Source organism: Burkholderia sp. JP2-270 (assembly GCF_003233675.1).
GTDB lineage: Bacteria > Pseudomonadota > Gammaproteobacteria > Burkholderiales > Burkholderiaceae > Burkholderia > Burkholderia pyrrocinia_C.
Map to the genome: position 1 here is coordinate 1,337,031 of NZ_CP029826.1, position 15,123 is coordinate 1,352,153.

Genomic DNA, 15,123 nt, shown 5'->3' on the forward strand with positions numbered 1-15,123 from the left:
TCCGCATCGAACGACACACACCAACCAGGAGACAAGCATGTTCGTTCCCGACCCGCAGGCCGCTCACGTGGCCGGCGCGCGCCGTCGCGCATCCACCGGACCGATCCATCCGAAACCGTTCGACGCCGGCGCGCAGGGGCCGCTCGCGGGCGTGCGCGTCGTCGACCTGTCGCGCCTGATGGCGGGCAACATGCTGAGCGTGCAGCTCGCCGATTTCGGCGCGGACGTCGTGAAGGTCGAGAGCGAGCGCGGCGATACGCTGCGTGCGGTCGGCGCGGGCGGGATCAGCACGAACTGGAAGGTGTACGGGCGCAACAAGCGCAGCGTGTGCGTCGACCTGCGCGCGCCCGAGGGGATCGACATCGTCCGCCGGCTGGTGCGCGACGCGGACGTGTTCGTCGAGAGCTTCAAGCCCGGTGTCGCCGAGAAGATGGGGCTCGGCCCGGACGACCTGCTCGCGATCCGTCCCGAGCTGGTGATCGCGCGGATCTCCGGCTGGGGGCAGACGGGGCCGTACCGCCACAAGCCGGGCTTCGGCACGCTCGCGGAAGGGTATGCGGGGTTCGCGGCGATCAACGGCTTCGCCGACCGCGAGCCGGTGCTGCCGCCGATGTTCCTCGGCGACATGACGGCCGGGCTGTCAGGCGCGATCGCCGTGCTGGTCGCGCTGCATGCGCGCGACGCGCACGGCGCGGCGGGGCAGGTGATCGACGTGTCGCTGTTCGAGCCGCTGCTGTCGATCCTCGGGCCGGCCGCCGCGAACTACGTGATGACCGGCGAAATCAAGGCGCGCACCGGCAGCCGTTCGTCGAACACCGCGCCGCGCAACGCGTATCGGACCCGCGACGGCAAATGGCTGTGCCTGTCGAGTTCGACGCAGGCGATGGCCGAGCGCCTGTTCCGCGCGATCGGCCGCGCGGACCTGATCGACGATCCGCGCTATGCGACCAACGTGCAGCGCGTGCAGCACGCGGACGCGCTCGATGCGATCGTCGGCGAATTCATCGCCGCGCGCGATCTCGACGCCAATCTCGCGTTCTTCGAGGAAGCCGGCGTGACGGTCGGGCCGATCCAGAACATCTCCCAGATCGTTCAGGATCACTACGTGATCGAGCGCGAGGCGCTCGTCGAGCTGCCGGACGACGACGTCGGCAGCCTGCCGATGCACAACATCACGCCGCGCCTGTCGGCCACGCCCGGCACGTTCCGCCGGCCGGCGCCCGCGCTCGGCGAGAACAATCGCGAGATTCTGCTGCCGCTGCTCGGCGAACGCGAATACGAGCGGCTCGCCGGGTTGGGCGTGATCCGCGCGCGCTAGGCGCGATGTGCGACGCGGCCGCGAAGGACGGCCGCCGCACCCTGGACATTACAAGGAGGAGACACCATGAAGCCACGCTGGACCCATCGGCCACCGGGCTCGAACTGGGGGGATTTCGGCCCGGACGATCAGAAAGGGCGCTTGAACTGGCTGACGGCCGACGCGGTGCTGCGCGGCGTCGCGGAGGTACGCGAAGGCCGTGTGTTTTCGCTGAGCCTGCCGCTCGACGTGCCGCGCGGCGGGGGGCTGAACGCGCGGCGCCGGCCGCCGGCGATCATGCCGGCGCTGCTCGGCGGCAAGCCGTATTTCGGCTACCGGGCAGACGAACAGGTTGCGAACGCAACCGACGTGGTCTGCGACGATTCGTTCTGCATGCACTCGCAGTTCTCGACGCAATGGGATGCGCTGTCGCACGTCGGCTCGCTGTTCGATCCGGCGGGCGACGGCGAGCGAGCCCGCGTGTTCTACAACGGCTACCGGATGGACGAGCACATCCAGGTGCCCGAAGCGGGTGCGCCGCGCGGCGGTGCGCGCGCGCTCGGCATCGAGGTGATGGCGCAAACCGGCGTGCAGGGGCGCGGCGTGCTGGTCGACCTGCGCCGCCACTTCGGCGACGAGCGGCGCAAGATCGGCTACGCGGAATGGATGGAGGTACTGCACGAGGACGACGTGGTCGTCGAGCGCGGCGACATCGTGTGCGTGCATACGGGCTTCGCCGATCGCCTGCTCGACGCCGACGCGCGCGGCGAGCAGGCCGCGCCGGACGTGTGCTGCGTACTCGACGGCAACGATTCGCGCCTGCTCGAATGGATCCATGCATCGGGGCTCGCCGCGCTCGCGGCGGACAACCACGCGGTGGAGGAGCGCCCGCGCCATCCGTCGGCACGCGAGCGGCCGGGCGCGCTGATGCCGCTGCACGAGCTGTGCCTGTTCAAGCTCGGCATTCATCTCGGCGAGCTCTGGCACCTGACGCCGCTCGCCGACTGGTTGCGCGCGCACCGGCGCAACCGCTTCCTGCTGACCGCGCCGCCGTTGCACCTGCGCGGGCTCGTCGGGTCGCCGGTCAATCCGGTCGCCACCGTATGAACGCCGGCGCCGCGCGCACCCGCGCCGGCGCGCTGTCCGCCGCTTCGCGCAGCCCGCGCGTGCGGATCATCGAGGAGTCGCCATGTCCCATTCCCATGCGGCGTCGATTGCCGCGCGCATCGACCGCCTGCCCGCAACGGCCAGCATCTGGATGCTCGTGCTGTTCCTGAGCGTCGGCGGTTTTTTCGAGGTCTACGACCTGTTCCAGATGACCTACCTGCCGCCGGGGCTGATTCGCGACGGCATCTTTCACGCGGGCTCGCACGGCGTGCTCGGCATGTCGGACCAGGGCGCGCTCGGCGCGGCGACGTTCGCCGGGTTGTTCGTCGGCGAGATGTTCGTGTCGCGCCTCGCGGACCGCTTCGGGCGGCGCGCGCTGTTCACCGGCGCGCTGCTGCTCTACACGGCGGCGAGCCTTGCGATGTGCGTGCAGACCCATGCGTTCGGCATTCTCGTGTGCCGCTTCATCGCGGGCTGCGGTATCGGCGCGGAGCTGATCACGATCGGCGCGTTCCTGACCGAGCTGGTGCCGAAGGCCGTGCGCGGCCGTGCGTTCGCGCTGTGCTTCGCGGTCGGCTATCTCGCGATGCCGGTGCTCGCGCTGGTGTCGTGGCTGTGGGTGCCGCGCGATCCGCTGGGCATGTCCGGGTGGCGCTGGGTCGTGCTGCTCGGCGGCAGCGGCGCGGTCGTCGTCTGGTGGCTGCAGTCGCGGCTGCCGGAGTCGCCGCGCTGGCTCGCCCGCACCGGCCGCGAGGCCGACGCCGAAGCCGTGCTGCAGCGGCTCGAGCATGCGGTCGAGCGGGAATCCGGCCGGCCGCTGCCCGCGGTCTGGATGCCGGCCGTCGCAACGCCGGCCGCGCGGCGCGCTCCGTCGATGTGGGATGCGCGGCATCGCGGCCGCACGGCGATGCTGATCGTGTTCAATGCATTCCTGAGCATCGGCTTCTTCGGCTTCAGCCAGTGGCTGCCGACGCTGCTCGCCGCGCAGGGCGCGACCGTCACGAAGAGCCTCTGGTATGCGTTCGTGATCGCGTTCGCGTATCCGGTGTCGCCGTTCGTCGCCGGCCTGCTCGCCGACCGGATCGAGCGCAAGTGGCTGATCGTCGCGTCGGCGTTCGGCGTCGCGCTGTTCGGCACCGCGTTCGCGATGTCGGCGCAGGCGCCGTTCGTAATCGCGTTCGGCCTGCTCGTCACGCTGTCCAACACGGTGCTCGCGAGCAACGGCACCGCATACCAGTCGGAAGTGTTTCCGACCGAGATCCGCGGGCGCGCGCTCGGCTTCGTGCATTCGATCGGTCGCCTGACGGGAATCGCGAGCAGTTTCATCGTCGCGCTGCTGCTCGAACGCGCCGGGGTGTCCGCGGTGTTCGTGCTGATCGGCGGCAGCATGCTGATCGTGATGGTGTCGATAGGGGTGTTCGGGCCGTACACCAACAACCGGGCGCTGGACGAGATCACCGGCCGCAGCGAGGAGGGCGCCGAGAACGCGGCGGCGGTGCGCGGGCTCGCCGCGTTGCCGACGCGGCGTGTCGATGGGCGGCGTAAAGGAGCCGGGGATGGGGCGGTGTAATGGCGCCGGCGGCAACGGGGCAGGACGTGGATTCGAGCGGTTTCAGGGCGGCAGCACCGTCGCGTAGTCGTCAACAAGCTTCCCGACACCCCGCATCGCCGGCCGTCCCTATTGCGACAGAGACCCGGAAAGTCTTTGTCGATCTGTCCGTCTATTACGTCATCCTATTAAATTACCGTCCGTGCACCAATGCCCGGCCGGGCCGCAAACCCGCCACCACCAGCCACTCCTTGCATTTTCTAAAGGACGTCGTCGGTTATCGGTAACTACGATAATTTCTATTGCAGATACGTCTCTACTCGAAAAACGGGCCTTCGACTACTGTAGCTGTCACGTTACTACCGAGGCCATACATGTCCAAACTCAATATCAAACTACTGGGTCCATGCCTGCTCGCCATTGCGATCGACGCGATGGGGTTCGGGCTCGTGTACCCGATCATGGCGGCGATCTTCTCGGATCCCCAATCCGGCATCATCGGGGCCGATACGAGTCCGCAACTCCGCAATTTCTACCTGGGGCTCGGGTACGGTGTCTATCCGTTCTGCATGTTCTTCGGCTCCTCGCTGATGGGTGAGCTGTCCGACGGCTACGGCCGGCGGAAGATCATGCTGCTGTGCGTGTTCGGCCTGGCTCTCAGCTACTTCCTGATGGCGCTCGGCGCGCTGCTGCCGAGTATCGCGCTGTTGCTGGTCGGACGCGGCCTGAGCGGCCTGATGGCCGGTTGTCAAGGAATCGCGCAGGCCGCGATCACGGACATGAGCACGCCGGAAACCAAGGCGTACAACATGAGCATCATGTCGATCGCGTTCAGCGCGGGCGTCATCGTCGGCCCCGTGCTCGGCGGCGTCACGTCGGACCGCACGATCGCACCGTTCTTCAACTACGGCACGCCGTTCCTGCTGGTCGCCGCGCTGTCGGTCGTCTGCGGGCTCTGGACGTTCTGGTCATATCGCAACGCGGTCGCGCCGACCGGCAACACGCGTGTGGACCTGCTGATGCCGCTGCGGATCATCTACCAGGCCGGCACGCACCGCCGCATCGCGTTCCTGTCGATCGTGTTCTTCCTGATGCAGGTCGGCTACGGGCTGTATCTGCAGACGATCATGCTGGTGCTGCAGACGAAATTCCAGTACACGAGTTCGCAGCTCGGCCTGTTCAGCGGCCTGATCGGCCTGTCCTTCGTGTTCGGGCTGATGGTGATCGTGCGGCTGATGCTGAAAATCTGGAGCGTGGTCGACATCGCTAAGACGGGCCTGCTGATCGCGGGCATCGGGCAAGTGCTGTCGGCGCTGTTTCCTCACGAAAACACGCTCTGGGTGCTCGGCATGGTGGTCGGCTGCTTCGACATGGTTGCATACACCACCATGTACACCGCGTATTCGGACGCGGTGGCCGAGGACCGCCAGGGCTGGGCGCTCGGCGTCGCCGGCTCCGTGATGGCGATCGCCTGGGTCGTGACGGGCTTCCTCACCAACCTGTTGCCCGTGCTCGGCGAGCTCGGCCTGCTGATGGTCGGCGGCCTGAGTTTCGTCCTCAGCTTCGTGATGATGCTGGCGTATGGCCGAAAGTGGTCCGCGCCGACCGTGTCCGTCGGCTCGCGCGTCTACGACTGAGGTGTCTTCTCACGGCGCGCGCATCGCTGCCGCGATGCCGCCCGGGCGCCAGCCGGATTCCAGGCCGGCGCATGCTCTCCCTGTATCGAAACGGAAGTACCCGATCGATCCAGCAACACGTTCATATTGAAGGACTGACATGGTGAATATCGCATCAAGAGACGAGGACGTCGCATTCCTTGCTGCATCGGCTTCATCGGCTCTCGCTCCGTCTAATGTCGTCAGCTAATCTGACCGTCCTTGCTGCGGCATCCCCCGGCGGAATCGCGGTCGGTGCCGCCGCCTGCCGGCCGCGCGCGATGCGCTGCCGATCGATCCGGCGCGGCGTGCTACATGTCGAGCGCGCCGTCCGCAGCCCGCGCCATCACCTTCGGCAGATACTCCTCGATGATCTTCATGACGACCTGTGTCTTCGAAGGGACGGGCCGCGTGACCGGCAGCAGCGCATGCAGGTCGAATCCCGGCACCGTGTAATCCGGCAGCAGCCTGACGAGCCGGCCGGATGCCAGGGCGTCGATGCAGACGTGTTCCTGAAGGACGCCGATACCCGCGCCGTTCAGCAGTAGCTCGTAGACCGGCCGCCAGTGGCTGGTGCTGATGACGACGTTGATCGGCGTCGGCCGCACCGATTTCGACGGGCTCACCAGGCGAAGCTGGCCGTCGTTGAAGAGCCCCGTGACGCGAATGAACGGGTGCCCGACGATGTCAGTCGGTTCCTCCGGCAGCCCGTGCTTTTCGATATAAAGCGGCGACGCGACCAGTACGCGTCGTACGTAGCCCAGTCGACGCGCGACGAAATTGCCGTCGCCGGTCTGGCCGAGCCGCAATGAAATATCGACGCCCTCGGTGACGGGGTCGGTGATTTCGTCATTCAGGACGAGATCGATATAGAGCTGCGGATTATGTTCGCGGATTACCGCGAGGACTTCCGGCAGCACGACGTCGCCTAACCCATGTGGCGCGGCAATGCGAATGCGCCCACGCACGATCTTGTTGCCGAGCGTGACGACGGCCCGCGCCTCGTCGGCTGCGTCGAGCACGATCTTGCTTCGCTGATAGAACAGAATGCCTTCATCGGTGCACGACACCGCACGCGTGTTCCGGAGCAGCAATTTGACGCCGAGAAACCGCTCAAGCCGATCGACGCGGTCGCTAACGGTAGGTTGGCCCAGGCCGAGATCTTTCGCGGCCCTCGATAAATTGCCACGCTCGACAACCCGCACGAATATTCGCATGGCCGCCAGCAAATCCATAGTCCCTCGATAATCGGAAGAATTTAGTTATTCTGGAAGACAAAAAAACAGGTTTGTTCGTTGTTTTCCGGCCGGCGGCGAGCGATAGAGCCCATTTTGAATGTTGCGATCTCGTTACGTGGGGGGGCGGATGCGTAACTATACCCAATCCTGTCAACTTTTTGACGCATAGGAAATTCAAAGTGCCGCAGGCGGTCGGTCTGGCGCGTCGTGTGCGGTAATCAAGAGGCTGAACAGCCGGGTCGCCACGTCACGACCTAACGACTTTCGCAAATCGGCAGCATTTATTGAGTCCATCCTGCTGGGCGAGCGTCGAAGCAGGCACGGTCACGGTTCATGCGGCGCCGCGTCGCTGCCGTCTAAAAAAATCCCAAAGCTTCGCCGTCGCGTCAGGACCCTTGTCGGAATGAAACGCTTCGCGAGGGTCGCCACCGCTCCATGCGTGACCGAGGCCTCGAACGATACAGATCCTCACGACGAGCCGGCCGGCCTTCAGAAAGTCCACGTAGTCGACCGCATCGCGAGTGTATGTGCGCTGTTCGCCGACGCGTAACGCGCCTTGCGCATCGACCAGCTGGTTGAGCCGTGCAAATTCGACGCCGAGCTGTGCGGCGTTGCACTTCGCGACAACGGCATCGAGCTCACCATGGACGATGATGGCAGGCATGCCCGGGTAGCTGGATACGTCGACCGACGCCTCGATCAGGCGCAGCGGATCTTCACGACTGCCATTACGCATGACGCGCATGGCGGTCATGGCGGAACTGGTGACCCCGAACACCGGGCCCGAGTGTAGACCGACGGCGGCAAAGAGCGCGGGGTAGTGAATCCCTAGAACCGCAGCGAGGCCGGCTCCCGCCGAGATGCCCGCGAGATAGACGCGCTGATGGTTGAAGCCGTGTTCCCGGACGATCGCCGCGACGAGCGATGCGACGGCAGGCGCCTCGGAGTGCGTCAGGTTCTCGTGCCAATGCCAGCATCGGTGAGGGTGCGCGGTCTTCGCCTGCTCGGGAAGCAGCACTGCAAAACCGGCGCGATCGGCGAGCCTGCAAATGCGCGTGCCGGCGGCGAACGACTCCACAGTCTGCCGGCAACCATGCAGCATGACGACGAGGGGCAAGCCCGCCGGCGACGCCGCAGTAGCCGGCAGATACAACGCATACGTGAGATGGTTGACGAGCCGACCGGCCAATGGCGGCGCGGAATGAAACGAGCGTATCCACCGACCGGCCGCTCGCATCGATGGAGGGCGGCCCGGACGCGGCTTGCCGACGCGCTTCGTGGCGACCGGACGAGCGGCCTTGACCGTCGGCGGTTTGCGCGCGACGGTTTTCCTCTTCTTCGGCCGCGCGACCGTCAGGCTGGAGAGCAGATCGAGACCGCTGAGCCAGACGTTGGTCTTTTTCCTGGGCATGGGCGATGGCAGTAAGAACTCGCTGTCGATGTGACGCGGCGGTGGCGGGTTTGCGTTCGACACTGAACGACACCCTCATACTAACGCCGCGGCGCACGCGGCGTGCACCAACTCGGGTTGTTACGAAAGTATGGCTCGGCGAATGGTTTCGACGCGTGACGGTGACCCGGTGCATCGGGCCACCAGCTTCAGCGCGCGATCTACACCGGCAGAGTGGCCCCCGAGAGCGGTCGACGTCGCGATGAAATAGTCGCCATATCGGGTTCGTTGACACTGTTGACGAACCTTGTGATCGCCTGGAACACGCAGCGCATGCAGGCGACGGTCGACGGCTGGCGAAGCAAAGGACGACAGGTCGACGACGAGTGGTTGCACCGGATGAGGCCCGCGCATTTCGCGCACGTGAACTTCAGGGGCGCGTTGAGCTTTCCCATCGATCAATACGGCGATCCCCTGCTGGAAGCCGCGCCCTGGCAACGAGGTATGGGTTCATGGGGCGTGCCGGATAGAGACGGGCGGCGTATCGGTACCGTTGGCGGACTGGCGTCCGTCCGATGAAGTCGACGAGCGCGATCGGCGCTCCAACGGACATCGTTGGCGGAATCTACGAACTTCAACACCAGATACGGCACAACGAACGACCATTCTTCGTTGCTTGCATCGCTCGGATAAGGCTTGCGGGTTTTCGTCCCGACATCCTTATCAGCGGCAAAGTTCATGACGCCCTCCACGGCGGCCGACTCACGCATCGCCGCTCACTCGCGGCGGTGCGGTCGAGCGGTCGCGTCGGCGACGCGGTCGACCCAGCCCCGGTAGAACGCGCGGTACTTGAGCACGAGCTTGTCGTACCTGCTGTACGCGCCGCCGCCGTCCGGCTTCATCCCGTTCCATATCTTGACGTCGTACCCCGCGGCCTGTCTGGTCTGCAACCCGAACAGCACGTAGTCGGTCGCGCGGCGCAGGGCGCCGCCCACCTTCTTGATCGAGATGAGCATGTGCATGACGTTTTTGCCGTCGCTCACCGGCGTCACACACTGGAGCAGCTTGTATTTGAAGTCTCCGTCCAGCGCGACGGTCATGACGCACCCGCCGGGGTAGCCATCGAAGTGCAGGTTCATCTGCGACATGTTCAGGCCGAGCGCGCGCGACAGCATGCCGAGGGGCCCGAAGTACCGGTCCACGGTGAAGTCGATCCCGGCACCGAACCACGCGCCCGCCCGGGCCAGCGACTCGAGCTCCGGCCACGGGCGCCAATCGTCGAAGAGCTTGAGCTCGAAGGCCGAGATCGGGAGCGCGTGCACGGGGTTCGCGTGCTGCGCGTCGTAGAAGTTCTCGACGATCCGCAAGACCGCCGTCGTCGTCTCGAACGCGAAGTGCAGGTGCATGAAGTCGCCGTTGTCGACATCGGCCGCGGCGATTTCGGGCAGCGGGTGCAGCGGCTGCGGGGAGCCGTACCAGACCCACACGTAGCCGTATCGCTCGGCGGTGACCAACGTTGGCTGGCGCGCCCCGCGCGGGACGGGCTCCAGGCGGCACACCGCCGGGTTGTGGCCGGGGATGTGAACGCACTGGCCCTGCTCGTCGTACCGCCAGTGGTGAAACGGGCACTGGATGCACCCGTCCTTGACCCGCCCGTCGGCCAGGTTCGCGCCGAGGTGCGAGCAGTGGCGGTCCATCACCACAGCCCGCCCCGTCGCGCCGCGCCACGCCACGCACGGACGGCCGAAGAGCGTCAACTCCGTCGGCTTGTCCTTGAGGTCGTCCGAGCGCATCGCGACGTACCAGCTCGCGGCCAGGCGCGTGGTCGCGTCGTACGCCTCCGTGGGATGCTCGTTGGCGACCGCTTGATCCAATTGAACGTCGTTCATCGTTTTCGTGTAGGTGTCGGCCGACTACTTCAGCGCCAAGCCGATGCGGGTCGTGATGTACGCCTTGAGCAGCGCGAACATCGGGTTGTAGTCGAAGTACTTTTTCACCTCTGCCGGCGCGCTGGTTTGCGTCCAGTGCATCAGCTTCAGCGCCGGCAGCAGGCTGTACTTCGAGTTGTTGAGCTGCGGCTTGGCCCCGGTGATGCAGTACCCGAAGCCGAACATCGGCCTGGCGAAGTCTCGTTCGTCGATGAGGGCGTGAATCCGCGCCGCAGCCTCCTCGGCCCGCTTGCGCCCGGCGCTCACGGCCTCGACCTCGGCTTTGGCGTCGTTGAACAGCTGGTAGTACCCCTCCATGTCCGCGCACAGGTATCCGAGGTACGGTGGGTCGTTGTCGAGGTGATCGAGGTCGCCCTCGTCACGCGACGCGCGGAACCTCGCGTGGGCTTGCACGAGCCGGAACTGCCCGAGGATCGTGCCGACCGCCCACAGCCTGTGGAACGCGTCCCACAGGCGGAAATCCGAGAACGCCGTGTAGCAGCAGCTGACGAAGTCGTCGTTGTGGTCCAGAAGCTTCTGCTGCAGGCGCTCGATGTACTCGAAGCGCTCGGGGGAGAAGTCGTCGTCGCGCAGCGCCTTGATGAGGCGCGCCGCGAGCGCGTGGATGGTCACTGCGGTGTTCTCGAGCCCCCGGGAGAAGAGCGGGTCGATGAACCCGTTCGCGTGCAGCATCAGGCAGTAGCGGTCGCCGACGCAGGCATTCGACGAGAATTGCAGGCGGTCGGTCTTGACCCAGTCGCGCACCGGCACGGCGTCCCGGAACTGCGCGCCGATGCTCGGGAACCGCGCGAGGAACTCGTCGAATTCCTGCTGCGCGGAGATGTCCGTTTTCGGGTAGACACGCGGGTCGAGCTGCAGGCCGACGCTCACCAGGTTGTTGGTCGATCGCGGGTGGTTGTTGAACGGAATCACCCACAGCCAGCCGCCCGCGAACATGTGGTGCAAGGTCCCCTCGTGCCAGCGCCAGCGCTGCCCCTTGACCTTGAAGATGTCGTCGAACGGCTTGACCCCGAGCATGTGCGTGTAGATGCTGCGCGAGTGCGTCTTGAAGCGACACGGTTCTTCGCGGAGCTTGAACTTGGTCGCGAGCGGCGCGCGGGGGCCTCCGCAGTCGATCATGTAGCGGCCGGTGAACCGTTCGCCCTGGGCGGTGGTCACCGCGACGCCGTCTTTGTCGGTGTGGTATTCGGTCACGTTCGTCTTCTGGCGGACCGTACAGCCGTATTTGATGGCGGCTTGCAACAGGTAGGCATCGACGTCCTGCCGGTAGTAATGGCTCTCCGGACCCCACGGCAGCTCGGGAATGACGCACTGCGTGAACTCCTTCGGGTCGTGCTCCTGGCCGGGCTTGTGGAACACGAAGCCGAAGTTGCGCTTGATGCCCGTGCTCGACGCGACGTAACGCTGCGTCGAGTAGAACGACGTGATGCGGTCGAGCTCCGGAATGCCGTAGCGATCGGCGATGATGCGGTTCATGAGAGACGTCTCGGGGATCGACGATTCGCCGATCGTGAACCGCGGGTGCGACGACTCCTCGATGATCAGCACGCGAAACTGTTGATTGGCCAGGATGGCGCCCATCTGGGTGCCGGACATGCCCGAGCCGAGGATGATCACGTCGAAGTGGTTGCTATCGCGCCCGTTCGCGGGGCTGTTCTGAGTCATGGGGGCACACTCTCCTTGTGAGATGGAACACATGGCCGCACGCGTCAGGCGTCAGGCGTCAGGGCTCGTCGAGCGCGGCGCGGAGGCGGGACCGCGCGGCACGCGTGAGCGTGAGTAGATCGCCGAGCATGCTGGGCGCGTACCCCCGCTGCCGATCGTGGGCCCGCTTCGCCCGACTTCGTACGCCCGCTCCGCCAATTTGAGGTGAGGCGCGCGAAAGCGCAGCAGGATCTCGAAAACCCGGTCGAGAGCCGCCAGTCCGGCCACGATGGGCTCGCCCCGCGCGCCGGCCGCTTGCACTTCGTCGAGCACGCGGTCGACGAGCGCCGGCTCCCCGGCGAACCGGGCGTAGACCGCCCTGAACGTGGGTAGCACGTAGGGCAGGTACGTCTCTTTGAATTCTCGATACGCCTGGTGGTCCGATTGCGAGCCCCACAGCACGTGCTCCAGCACGAAGAGGGGCATTTCCACGGCACCGGGGCCGAGGTAGCTCCGGCCCCCGACGCGAATCGGTTCGTAGTACGGGCGGAGCTCGTCGTAAAAGACCTGCAGCGAGATGAAGCGGTAGGCGTAAACGATCGATTCGACCATTTTCTGCAGATAGGCCGCCAGCTCGTCGCACCCTCGCGCGAACGCGGGCGACCGCAGGGGCACGTCGTACAGCTCGACTGTCATCCCGATGGCCGCCTCGAGGGCCGCCATCGAGATGCGCACGCTCTCGAGCAGATGCGCTTCGTCGCGCAGCCCGGTGTAGCTCCGCTGCGCGTCGGCCGCCGCAGGGTTCCAGACCGTCACGTGCAGGAGCGTCTCGCGCGGCGGCAGGTCGGTCGCGCGCGCCAGGTCGAGCAGCACCGGCTCGAGCCCGGGCACCGCGTCCGCGGGCTCGTGTCCGTGTCGCTTGAGCGACCCGAGGAAGAACCCGATGTCCCGCATCGCGGCGGCGGCTTCGACGAAGCCCCAGCCGGGGGGCACGCCGCGCGCCGGGAGGAACTCGCGCAACAGGCCAACGATGCCGGGCACGTCCTTTTTACGGTTCAGGCCAGGCAGTTGCAGAACGAGTGCCCGCGCCCGCAGCGGATCGCAGGCCGCCACCGCGGCGTGCGTGGCCTCGAATGCGCATACCCGGTCCAGGGGGCGCTCCACTACAGGATTTCCGGCGCCGCGAGCGTCGATCCGGGCTGGCTGCGAGACAGCCCCGTGTCGCCGTCACGCAGCGACCGCAGGTAGTCGTAGTTCGTCGGCAGGCTCGTCCGCAGACGCTCGGCCTCGCGCCGGATGCTGGCGAACATCGCCTCGGCCTTGTCGATCGACTCCGGTCGGTGCCGCAAGAGCGGCAGCGACCGGTCGGGCAGCATGCCCAAGCCGGCAAAGATGCAGTAGTAGTTTCCGTTCAACCAGAAGTTCCTGAATTCGTAGTCGAACGTTTCGTAGTACGTTGAATCGTCGAACGACGTGGTGGTCAGCGGCAGCCCCGCCTTGTAGCGCTGAACCTTTTCCTTGATGGCGTCCGAGAGGCGCAGGTCGTGCCGGTTCGCGAGCCAGAACGGCGTGTCGTCGCGCGACGTGGTGAAATAGTGCGCCTGGACGAAATCCCGGCAGTCGTCGAACATGTAGACGATCTCGGCGTTGAATGCGTCAGTCAACCGCGGATCGAACGAGGTATCGGGGAAGTGCTTCACGAGCTGGTAAAGCGCCGCGTAGATGAAGTAGATTCCCGTCGATTCCAGGGGCTCGAGAAAGCACGACGACAGCCCGATCGCGACGCAGTTGTTGACCCACGCCCGCCCGTTGCGCCCGACCCGGAACTTGATCTGGTTGAGAGGCTGCTTGTCCGAGAGGCCCCAGAGGTTGAGGAAGTCGGCGGTGGCCTGGTCGCGCGAGGTGAACTTGCTCGAGAAGACGTAGCCGCTGCCGAACCGGCCCAGCATCGGAATCTTCCAGGTCCACCCCGAATTCATGGCGATCGCGGAGGTGTACGGCTCGACCCCCACGCGCGCGTCGGCGTTGGGCACGGCGCTCGCGACCGCGCTGTCGCAGAGCAGGTAGTCGGACATGTCGATGAAGGGCTCCTTCAGGGCCTGGTTGATCAGGAGCCCCCGCATGCCGGAGCAATCGATGAACAGGTCCGCCTCCAGCGTGCGCCCCTCCTTGGTGGACAGGCTGGAGATGTAGCCGCGGTCGTTCAGGCGAACCTCCACGACCTCGTCGACCACCCGTTTCACCCCGCGTTCGACGGCCCAGCGCTTCAGGAAGTCGGCCACCAGGTGGGCGTCGAAGTGCCACGCGTGGGACATCTGGCGGGTGCCGTCGGACAGGCACGGTGCGAGCTTGCCGTCGAGCGCCCCGGGCTGCGGGTAGCACGCGTACTCCATCGGCTGCTGGAAGCCCTGTTCGCGCTTGCGCAGCCAGTAGTGGGTAAGCGGCACGCCGTCGCAGTTCGGCACGTTGCCGAACAAATGGTAGAAGTGATCGTCGCGCGAGCGCTCGGGTGACTTCCTCCAGTTCACGAACTTGATGGCGGCCTTGAACGCACCGTTCACCTGGGGCATCCACTCCCGCTCCGGTATCCCGAGGAAGTCGAAGAACACCTTCTGCAAACTCGGGATGGTTGCCTCGCCCACGCCGATCCGCGGGATCGCCGCAGACTCGATGAGCGTAATGTTCGTGTGCTGTTGGAGCGCCCGGACGAGGTACGAGGCGGCCATCCAGCCCGCGGTGCCGCCGCCCACGATGACGATATTCTTGATCGGGTTGCTCATGACACTCTTCTCATAGGATTTAAAACCTGAATGGATAGTGCCGCCTTATCGAGCTTAAGTCACAGCTCGTCCGGTAACGTCATAAATAGAAGGACAATTGAACAATGCGAGGCGCCCATGGCATCGAGGGCACACCGCGTAAGGGATGCCGCATCAGCAGATTGACTCGCCGATGCGGCAATCTCCATTAGCGCACGAGATGCTCAGACAACGTCAGCTACTTAACCTCTCCGATACACCATAGCAGTGTTAACGATGGGACCCATCGCAAAATTTCATATCAACCTCAATTGACCCAGAGAAATATTTAATAAACTATTTACTTTTTTTAAAATAAGAAATCGACTTTTTCATTTGTGGCTTTCGTGCTGAAAAAAATTATTGTATAAAAATGCGAAATGAACGACTGAATTAAAAGCAAGGAAATAAGGTCGTCACCATTTCTGAAACAAAGATGTCAACCTTGGCGTATTTCGGCGGTCTTGACCTGCTCCCCGCGTTTAGACGGTGTTAT

Annotated in this window: 9 protein-coding genes and 2 pseudogenes; 5 read left to right on the forward strand and 6 right to left on the reverse strand. The window is 65.2% G+C overall.

Translation table 11 applies throughout. The features are described from left to right. Positions 1 to 37 precede the first annotated feature (37 nt). The 4 genes from DM992_RS38785 to DM992_RS38800 all read left to right on the forward strand — a co-directional run bounded on the left by DM992_RS38785 (position 38) and on the right by DM992_RS38800 (position 5,590). On the forward strand, positions 38 to 1,318 hold the full coding sequence (locus DM992_RS38785) for a CoA transferase (protein WP_111021499.1): 1,281 nt from the start codon (positions 38 to 40) through the stop codon (positions 1,316 to 1,318). A 66-nt stretch (positions 1,319 to 1,384) separates the two neighbouring features. After that, positions 1,385 to 2,404, forward strand: a complete 1,020-nt coding sequence (locus DM992_RS38790) for a cyclase family protein (RefSeq protein ID WP_111021500.1) — start codon at positions 1,385 to 1,387, stop codon at positions 2,402 to 2,404. Between the two features lie 82 nt (positions 2,405 to 2,486). Then, complete coding sequence (locus tag DM992_RS38795) at positions 2,487 to 3,974, forward strand: MFS transporter (RefSeq protein ID WP_111021501.1); 1,488 nt, start codon at positions 2,487 to 2,489, stop codon at positions 3,972 to 3,974. Positions 3,975 to 4,327: 353 nt separating this feature from the next. Next, positions 4,328 to 5,590, forward strand: coding sequence for an MFS transporter (locus DM992_RS38800; RefSeq protein ID WP_111021502.1), 1,263 nt, complete (start codon positions 4,328 to 4,330; stop codon positions 5,588 to 5,590). A gap of 329 nt (positions 5,591 to 5,919) precedes the next feature. Here the strand turns inward: DM992_RS38800 and DM992_RS38805 are convergent, their stop codons facing one another. Together DM992_RS38805 and DM992_RS38810 are read right to left on the reverse strand one after the other, a co-directional pair. After that, complete coding sequence (locus tag DM992_RS38805; RefSeq protein WP_111021503.1) at positions 5,920 to 6,843, reverse strand: LysR family transcriptional regulator; 924 nt, start codon at positions 6,841 to 6,843, stop codon at positions 5,920 to 5,922. A gap of 334 nt (positions 6,844 to 7,177) precedes the next feature. Then, positions 7,178 to 8,257, reverse strand: a complete 1,080-nt coding sequence (locus tag DM992_RS38810) for a PHB depolymerase family esterase (RefSeq protein WP_111021504.1) — start codon at positions 8,255 to 8,257, stop codon at positions 7,178 to 7,180. A gap of 189 nt (positions 8,258 to 8,446) precedes the next feature. Between DM992_RS38810 and DM992_RS38815 the strand changes: the two are divergent. Further along, a pseudogene (locus tag DM992_RS38815) lies at positions 8,447 to 8,815 on the forward strand (Tn3 family transposase); the annotation flags it as partial. 197 nt (positions 8,816 to 9,012) lie between these two features. On the opposite strand, the gene DM992_RS38820 reads toward DM992_RS38815, so the two are convergent. The 4 genes and pseudogenes from DM992_RS38820 to DM992_RS38835 form a co-directional block, all read right to left on the reverse strand. Next, positions 9,013 to 10,125 (reverse strand): Rieske 2Fe-2S domain-containing protein, encoded by a 1,113-nt coding sequence (locus DM992_RS38820; RefSeq protein ID WP_111021506.1) that lies wholly within the window; start codon positions 10,123 to 10,125, stop codon positions 9,013 to 9,015. 24 nt (positions 10,126 to 10,149) lie between these two features. Then, positions 10,150 to 11,850, reverse strand: a complete 1,701-nt coding sequence (locus DM992_RS38825) for a tryptophan 7-halogenase (RefSeq protein ID WP_111021507.1) — start codon at positions 11,848 to 11,850, stop codon at positions 10,150 to 10,152. Between the two features lie 58 nt (positions 11,851 to 11,908). Further along, a pseudogene (locus DM992_RS38830) lies at positions 11,909 to 12,993 on the reverse strand (monodechloroaminopyrrolnitrin synthase PrnB family protein). Next, positions 12,993 to 14,609, reverse strand: coding sequence for a tryptophan halogenase family protein (locus tag DM992_RS38835; protein ID WP_111021508.1), 1,617 nt, complete (start codon positions 14,607 to 14,609; stop codon positions 12,993 to 12,995). Before DM992_RS38835 ends, DM992_RS38830 begins: the two are co-directional and overlap by 1 nt. Positions 14,610 to 15,123 lie beyond the last annotated feature (514 nt).

Bases quoted from the DNA above. Each gene is read 5' to 3' on its own strand.
- DM992_RS38790 (WP_111021500.1), top strand. From the start codon at position 1,385: ATGAAGCCACGCTGGACCCATCGGCCACCGGGCTCGAACTGGGGGGAT.
- DM992_RS38825 (WP_111021507.1), bottom strand. From the start codon at position 11,850: ATGACTCAGAACAGCCCCGCGAACGGGCGCGATAGCAACCACTTCGAC.
- DM992_RS38785 (WP_111021499.1), top strand. From the start codon at position 38: ATGTTCGTTCCCGACCCGCAGGCCGCTCACGTGGCCGGCGCGCGCCGT.
- DM992_RS38835 (WP_111021508.1), bottom strand. From the start codon at position 14,609: ATGAGCAACCCGATCAAGAATATCGTCATCGTGGGCGGCGGCACCGCG.
- DM992_RS38795 (WP_111021501.1), top strand. From the start codon at position 2,487: ATGTCCCATTCCCATGCGGCGTCGATTGCCGCGCGCATCGACCGCCTG.
- DM992_RS38820 (WP_111021506.1), bottom strand. From the start codon at position 10,125: ATGAACGACGTTCAATTGGATCAAGCGGTCGCCAACGAGCATCCCACG.
- DM992_RS38800 (WP_111021502.1), top strand. From the start codon at position 4,328: ATGTCCAAACTCAATATCAAACTACTGGGTCCATGCCTGCTCGCCATT.
- DM992_RS38805 (WP_111021503.1), bottom strand. From the start codon at position 6,843: ATGGATTTGCTGGCGGCCATGCGAATATTCGTGCGGGTTGTCGAGCGT.
- DM992_RS38810 (WP_111021504.1), bottom strand. From the start codon at position 8,257: ATGCCCAGGAAAAAGACCAACGTCTGGCTCAGCGGTCTCGATCTGCTC.